This window comes from Skermanella aerolata KACC 11604 (genome assembly GCF_000936425.1).
In the GTDB taxonomy this organism is placed as follows: Bacteria; Pseudomonadota; Alphaproteobacteria; order Azospirillales; family Azospirillaceae; genus Skermanella; species Skermanella aerolata.
Genome location: NZ_AVFK01000220.1, coordinates 1 through 415, shown reverse-complemented (window position 1 = coordinate 415; position 415 = coordinate 1). Strand labels below are relative to the sequence as shown.

At 63.4% G+C, this 415-nt stretch carries 1 protein-coding gene; it reads left to right on the top strand.

The genetic code is table 11. From position 1 onward, the window contains the following. A partial coding sequence (locus N826_RS39280) for an outer membrane protein assembly factor BamB family protein (RefSeq protein ID WP_044438122.1) occupies positions 1 to 415 on the top strand: 415 nt, incomplete at both ends.

The window sequence follows — 415 nt, the reverse complement described above, 5'->3', positions numbered from 1 at the left end:
GCCAACGACGAAGTGATGAAGCTGCAGAAGGACCCGAACAACTGGGCCATGCAGCTCGGCGACTATTCGGGCAAGCGCTATAGCCCGCTCGACCAGATCACGACGCAGAACGTCAAGAACCTGAAGGTCGACTGGAGCTTCTCCACCGGCGTCCTGCGCGGCCACGAAGGCGGCCCGCTGGTGATCGGTGACGTCATGTACGTCCACACGCCGTTCCCCAACCTGGTCTACGCCCTCTCGATCAAGGAGAAGGGCCGCATCCTCTGGAAGTACGAGCCGCGCCAGGACCCCAACGTCATCCCGGTGATGTGCTGCGACACCGTCAACCGCGGCGTGACCTATGCCGACGGCAAGATCTTCCTCGCACAGGCCGACAACACGCTGGTGGCGCTCGACGCCAAGACCGGCGAAGAGG